Annotated in this window: 4 protein-coding genes and 1 pseudogene; 4 read left to right on the forward strand and 1 reads right to left on the reverse strand. The window is 75.7% G+C overall.

What is annotated here, in order from left to right:
* Positions 1 to 8 precede the first annotated feature (8 nt).
* The 3 genes from IF23_RS0116285 (at position 9) to IF23_RS0116295 (ending at position 3,566) form a co-directional block, all read left to right on the forward strand.
* Positions 9 to 1,379 (forward strand): aldehyde dehydrogenase family protein, encoded by a 1,371-nt coding sequence (locus IF23_RS0116285; protein WP_107126947.1) that lies wholly within the window; start codon positions 9 to 11, stop codon positions 1,377 to 1,379.
* The gene (locus tag IF23_RS0116290; protein ID WP_030284240.1) at positions 1,376 to 2,176 is read left to right on the forward strand and encodes a 3-oxoacyl-ACP reductase; all 801 of its coding nucleotides are present in this window, start codon (positions 1,376 to 1,378) and stop codon (positions 2,174 to 2,176) included. Before IF23_RS0116285 ends, IF23_RS0116290 begins: the two co-directional genes overlap by 4 nt.
* Before the next feature lie 94 nt (positions 2,177 to 2,270).
* Positions 2,271 to 3,566, forward strand: coding sequence for an HAD family hydrolase (locus IF23_RS0116295; protein ID WP_030284241.1), 1,296 nt, complete (start codon positions 2,271 to 2,273; stop codon positions 3,564 to 3,566).
* Between the two features lie 118 nt (positions 3,567 to 3,684).
* On the opposite strand, the gene IF23_RS0116300 is transcribed toward IF23_RS0116295, so the two are convergent.
* Positions 3,685 to 4,902, reverse strand: coding sequence for an amino acid deaminase/aldolase (locus IF23_RS0116300; protein ID WP_030284242.1), 1,218 nt, complete (start codon positions 4,900 to 4,902; stop codon positions 3,685 to 3,687).
* Between the two features lie 1,394 nt (positions 4,903 to 6,296).
* On the opposite strand from IF23_RS0116300, the pseudogene IF23_RS34620 reads away from it, so the two are divergent.
* Positions 6,297 to 6,862: pseudogene (locus IF23_RS34620) on the forward strand (hypothetical protein); the annotation flags it as partial.

Consider the following 6,862-nt stretch of genomic DNA (forward strand, 5'->3'; position numbering starts at 1 on the left):
GACTGCCCGTGCCGCACGAGCTGGACATCATCAACCCGGCGACCGAGGAGACGGTGGCGACCGTCCCCGTCACCTCCCCCGAGGAGGTCGACGCGGCGGTCCGGCGGGCCGCCGCCGCCCAGGAGAAATGGGCCGCCCTCGCCCCCGCCGACCGCGCCCGTCTGCTGCGCCGCTTCGCCGACACCGTCGACGCCCACCTCGACTCCCTCGCCCACCTCGAACTCCTGGAGGCCGGTCACCCGTTGGCCAACGCCACCTGGGAGGCGGGCAACGTCCGCGATCTGCTCCACTACGCCGCCGGGGGAGCGGAACGCCTGACCGGCAGCCAGATCCCGGTCGCCGGGGGCCTCGACGTCACCTTCCGCGAACCGCTCGGCGTCGTCGCCGTCATCGCCCCCTGGAACTTCCCGATGCCGATCGCCGCGTGGGGCGCCGCCCCCGCCCTCGCCGCCGGGAACGCCGTCCTCCTCAAACCCGCCGAGACCACCCCGCTCACCGCCCTCCGCCTCGCCCGCCACGCCCTCGACGCCGGACTGCCCGAAGGGCTCTTCCAGGTGCTGCCCGGCGAGGGCAAGGTCACCGGCGCCGCCCTCGTCGACCACCCCGGCGTCGCCAAGGTCGTCTTCACCGGCTCCACCGCCACCGGCCGCCACATCGCCGCCCGCTGCGCCGCACAGACCAAACGCCTCACCCTCGAACTCGGCGGCAAGAGCCCCAACATCGTCTTCGCCGACGCCGATCTGGAGGCCGCCGCCGCGGCGGCCCCCGGCTCCTTCCTCGACAACACCGGCCAGGACTGCTGCGCCCGCAGCCGCATCCTCGTCCAACGCTCCGTCCACGACCGCTTCATGGAGCTGCTGGAGCCCGCCGTCCAGGCGTTCACCGCGGGCGACCCGGCCGACCCGGACACCCGCATGGGCCCGCTGATCTCCGCCGCCCAGCGCGACCGCGTCCGCTCCTACGTCCCCGAGGGCGCGCCCGTCGCCATCCGCGGCGAGGCCCCCGAGGGCAAGGGCTTCTGGTACCCGGCGACCGTCCTGGAGGGCCGCCCCGGCGACCGCGCCGCCGTCGAGGAGATCTTCGGCCCGGTCGCCGTCGTCCTCCCCTTCGACGACGAGGCCGACGCCGTCCGCCTCGCCAACGCCACCGACTACGGCCTCTCCGGCTCCCTGTGGACCCGCGACATCGGCCGCGCCCTGCGTGTCTCGCGCGCCGTCGCCGCCGGGAACCTCTCCGTCAACTCCCACGCCAGCGTGCGCTACCAGACCCCGTTCGGCGGCTTCAAACAGTCCGGCATCGGCCGCGAACTGGGCCCCGAGGCCCTCACCGCCTTCACCGAGACCAAGAACGTCTTCATCAACGCCGAGGAGAGCTCGTGACCGACCAGACCCCCGTCTGCCGCCGCCTGGTGGACCGCACCGCCGTCGTCACCGGAGCGGGCAGCGGCATCGGCCTGGCCACCGCCCGCCGCCTGGCCTCCGAGGGCGCCCGCGTCGTCTGCGCCGACATCGACGAGGTGGCCGGGAAAGCCGCCGCCGCGGAGACCGGCGGCCTCTTCGTCCAGGTCGACGTCACCGACTCCGATCAGGTCGAGGCGCTCTACCGCACCGCCTTCGAGACGTACGGCTCCGTCGACATCGCCTTCAACAACGCCGGGATCTCCCCGCCCGAGGACGACTCCATCCTCACCACCGGACTCGACGCCTGGAAGCGCGTCCAGGAGGTCAACCTCACCTCCGTCTACCTCTGCTGCAAACACGCCCTGCCCTACATGCGTGACCAGTTCGAGCGGACCGGGCGCGGCGGCTCCATCGTCAACACGGCCTCCTTCGTCGCCGTCCTCGGCGCCGCCACCTCCCAGATCAGCTACACCGCCTCCAAGGGCGGCGTCCTTGCGATGTCCCGCGAACTGGGCGTGCAGTTCGCCCGCGAGGGCATCCGCGTCAACGCCCTGTGCCCCGGGCCGGTCAACACCCCGCTGCTGAAGGAGCTGTTCGCCAAGGACCCCGAGCGGGCCGCCCGCCGTCTGGTCCATGTGCCGGTCGGCCGGTTCGCCGAACCGGAGGAGATCGCCGCCGCCGTCGCCTTCCTCGCCAGCGACGACTCCTCCTTCGTCAACGCCGCCGAGTTCCTGGTCGACGGCGGTATCGCCGGGGCCTATGTCACCCCGGTGTGAAGACTGGGTAAAGTCGCACGTCACGGCAGGGACCGGTGCCATCAGGTGCCGGTCCCGGCACGTTTCCCATCCGCACCGGACACCGGAGTCCCCCATGCGCAGATCCGCCTTGGCCCTGGGCCTGGCCACCGCCGCACTCCTCGCCGGCAGCGTCCCGGCGACCGCCGCGGCCCCCGCCCGCACCGAGCCGTCGCACGCCACCCGCTGCCCGCAGCTCTCCCGCGACCTGCCCTGGTACGGCCACAACCGCGCCAAGCTCCAGCGCACCATCGACGAGCGCGGCACCTGCGAGAACCCGGGTCTCGCCCACGGCCACGGCCGCGCCCCCGTCGCCGCGTTCGACTGGGACAACACCATGACCAAGAACGACGTCACCGACGCGACGCTCAACTGGTCCCTGCTGAACGACAAGATCCTGCGGCCCGCCCACTGGCGCGACACCAGCAAGTGGATGACGCCCGCCGCCGACCGCGCGCTGACCGCCGCCTGCGGCACCTCCGTCCCGGTCGGCTCCCCGCTGCCCACCTCCACCGACGCCGACTGCGCCGACGAGATCCTCCAGATCCGCGCCGAGGCGAAGACGATGAGCGGGCAGGAAGCTTTCTCCGGCACCTGGAACCACCGCCGCACCGTCCCCGAGTACGCCTGGGTGCCGCAGCTGTTCGCCGGTCACACCGAGGACGAGGTCCGCGCGTACGCCGCCGCCGGCCGCAAGGCCGCCCTCGCCGCCCCCGTCGGCGCCACCGTCAAGGTCGGCACCCACACCCTCCCCGCCTACGTGCGCTACTACGACCAGCAGAAGGACCTGGTCCGTACGTTGCGCAAGGCCGGGTTCGACGTCTACATCGTCTCGGCGGGCTCCAAGCCGGTCACCGAGGTGTGGTCCCGCTCCCTCGGCTTCGACCGCGCCCACACCGTCGCCATCCGCAGCATCCTCGACGACGAGCGGAAGCTGACGTACCGGATGCAGGGCTGCGGCGACATGCCCGACTCCCGGGGCGACGCCATCCCCTACATCGACGGCAAGCGCTGCTGGATCAACCAGGAGATCTTCCACATCAAGGGCGCCGAGGCGTGGCGCAAGCAGGACCCCGCGCACCGCATCGCCCTCGGCGGCGGTGACGCCGACACCGACTCGACCTTCGTCGCCGACGCCACCGGCGCCCACCTGGTCATCAACCGCAACAAGACCGAGGTCATGTGCCGCGGTTACGACAACGCCGACGGCCGCTGGGTGATCAACCCGATGTTCATCGACCCGCTGCCCCGCAAGTCCGGCAGCTACCCCTGTGCCACCCAGGGCCACATCAACACCGACGGTGTCCTCGGCCCGCTGCGCCGCCCCGACACCTCCGTCGTGCCCGACCAGAAGGACCGGATCCACGGCTGAACCACCGGCCGGACCGCACGGGGTTGTGCGCGCGGTCCGGCCACCGGGCCCCTCGGGGTCCGGCACCGGGGGAGCCCCGGGCCCGTCACGGCGCCCGGGGCTCCCCGCCTCCGTCACCTCACAGGAACGTCCGGCCCTCGCCCCGGTACGTCGGCACCGTCGCCACGATCCGGTCGCCCTCCACCAGCCGCAGCGCGTCGAACCGTTCGCACAGCTCACCGGCCTTGGCGTGGCGGAACCACACCTTGTCGCCGAGCGCCAGCCGATCGGCGGCCGCCCCCAGCAGCGGCGTCTGCACCTCGCCCGGACCCTCCTGCGGGTCGTAGCGCAGTCCGGCCGGGAGGTACGGCTCCGGCAGCCGGTCGGCGCCCGCCGCCCCCGACGCCGGATAGCCGCCGCCCAGCACCGTCACCACACCGGGCCCGGGGCGGCGCACCACCGGCTGGGCGAAGAGCGCCGCCGGACGCCCCCGGAACGACCGGAAGTTGTCGAACAGCCGCGGGACGAACAGCCCGGAACCGGCCGCGATCTCGGTGATCGCCGCCTCCGCCGCGGTGTGCTGCACACTGCCGGTGCCGCCGCCGTTGACGAACTCCAGCCGCGGCGCCACCGCCCGCACCGCCCGCACCGCCTCCCAGCGCCGCGCCGCCAACTCCTTGCGCGCCGCCGCCTGCATCATCCGCACCGTCCGCGAGAACACCGGCCGCCCCGCGACCTCGTCCCCCACCCCCGCCACATGCCCCTCGTACGCCATCAGCCCGACCAGCCGGAAACCGGGGCGGCGCACCACCTCCCGGGCGAGCGCGGCCAGTTGGGACGGGCGGCGCAGCGGCGACCGGCGGGCGCCGACCCGCAGCGCGCCGCCGCCGGTCCGGTACGAGGTGTCCAGCTCCAGGCAGAGGCGTATCTCCGCGCCGCCGCCGGTGGGGCGGCAGGCGTCGATCAGGTCCAGCTGCGCCGGGTCGTCGACCATCACCGTCACCGCGGCGGCCGCCCGGTCGTCCTTCGCCAGCTCGGTGAGGGCGGCGCGGTCCGCGGTCGGATAGGCCAGCAGCACGTCGTCGAAGCCCGAACGCGCCAGCCACAGCGACTCGTCGAGCGTGAAACTCATGATCCCCGCGAAGCCGTCCCGGGCCAGCACCCGCTCCAGCAGCGCCCGGCAGCGCACCGACTTGCTCGCCACCCGGATCGGCTTGCCCCGGGCGCGGCGCACCAGGTCGTCGGCGTTCGCGTCGAAGGCGGCCAGGTCGACGACGGCCAGCGGCGCGTCGAGTCCGGCGGTCGCACGGTCGTAACGGGCTTTGTCGCCATACGCGACGGCGGGGTCCTGGGGCATGGCGGCAGCCTGCCAGACCCCGCTACCGCTGGGTAGGGGCCGGGAACCCGGCGGAGCGGCCACGGGGGTACGGGCCGGACCACCGGAGACCGTAGAGTGTCCGGACGCCGTAACCAGCAGGTCAGCGGCGCTTTTACGGGATATGGACCACCTTGCCCCGATTGCCGTGCGGGGGCGGGTGTGTGGGCGCGAGGGGGGCGCGGGTGAGCACCGAGGCGGACTCTGCCGGAAAGCGGAAACTCCCCCCGATACCCCCGCCCCCGTCCTACCCCCCGGCCAACCTGGAACGTGACACGGCGAGCCTCCCGGTCATCCGCCTCGACGCCCCGCCCCCGCCGACCGCCGCGCCGGACGCACCGCCGGTGCCGCCCCGTCCGTCGGCGGACCCGGTGGCGGACGCCGGTACCGCACCGCCCGCGAAGGGCCGGACGCCGAAGCCGAAGGCGCGCGGCGGAAAGGTCCGGGCGGCGAAGGGACGGCTGTTGAAGGGCCGTTCGGCGGGCGCCCGCCGCCGTGGGGGAGAGGCCGCCCCCGAGTCCCCGGGCCGGACCTCCGGTCCGCGCGGCCGGGGCGGCGAGTCGTCCCCGGAGGGCCCGCGCCGCCCCGGGGGCGACCCGGCGAAGGGCGGTCTGGCAGGCGTCTCCCGGGTCCCGGCGGGCACTTCGCCGCTCCCCGCCACGGTCGGCCGCGCCCCCGTCCCGCCCGCCGCGGCGCTGGACGGCCCGGCCTCCGCCGCCCCGCCACCGGCCCCCGGACGCGCCACCCCCGCCCCGTCCCGCCCCGCCGCCGAACTGGACGGCCCCGCGCCGTCCGCATCCTCGCGATCCCTTCCGGAGGTACCCGTGGTGCGGGAGCCCACGCCAGGACGGCCCGCGAGCGGGGACGGCCCCGACGACGGTCCTACGCCACCGGGGCCGGGAAGCGCGGTACGCCCTGCGGCGACGGGGGCGGCTGGTTCGGCGGGAGCGGGAGGCGCGGGGGCGGCTGGTTCGGCTGTGGCTGGTCCGTCGGCGGCCGGTTCGGGTGCGGCTGGTTCGGCTGCGGCTGGTCCGTCGGCGACCGGTTCGGGTGCGGCTGGTCCGACTGCGCCCGGTTCGGCTGCGCCCGGTGCGGACCGTTCCGGTGCGGATGGCTCGGGGGCGGCGGTCTCGGCAGCCGGTTCTGCCGCTTCCGGTACGGAGGGGGGCGACGCCGTGGGTTCCGAGGGTTCCGACATGGCGGGTTCCGGCGCGGAGGGTTCCGATACGGAGGCTTCCGGCGCTACGGGCTCCGGCGCCGTGGGTTCCGACGTGGCCGGTTCCGACGCCGTGGCCTCCGGCCCGGCGCCGGACCCCCGAACAACCGCCTCCGGCTCGACCCCGTCCTCCACCGCACCCGCACCCGACGCGCATCCCGTGACGCAGCCCGACCCCAACTCCAACTCGGGCGCGGGCGGCTCCGGCTCGGACGGCTCCTCCTCGGCCGACTCCGGCTCCGGCTCCGCCCCCGGCGAGCCCCCCGAGCCGACCGCCTCCCCGGCCTCCGGCCCGTCGGTCCCGCCGCGGCCCCGGTCCCGGCCGTCCGCCCCGGGCACCGGCCCCGCGTCGCCCGAGGAGGACGCGACCACGGCCGTGCTGCGCCGGGTGCCCGTCGGGGCCGAGGACGGCGCCCCGCGGGCGGGTGCCCCGGGGACCACCTCCGCCTCGGCCTTCGCGGGCTCCCCGGAGGCGGCCCCGGCTCCGGAGCGGGCGCCTGCCCCGCCGCGGGTACCGTCCGCCGCACCCGTACGGACCTCGGCCTCGGCGACCCCGGCGCCGGACCCCGCGATCCCCGTCCGCGGACCGGGCGGCGCCCTCCCGCCCCCGCCGCGCCCGGTGGCGCCGCCCGTCGTGCCCCCGGTGGACACCGTCCCGCGCCCGGGGCGTGCGGGCGCCGCCGCGCGCCCCGCAAGCGCGCCCGCCGCCCCGGCGCGCCCCACGGC

Source organism: Streptomyces catenulae (assembly GCF_000718015.1).
Classification (GTDB): domain Bacteria; phylum Actinomycetota; class Actinomycetes; order Streptomycetales; family Streptomycetaceae; genus Streptomyces; species Streptomyces catenulae.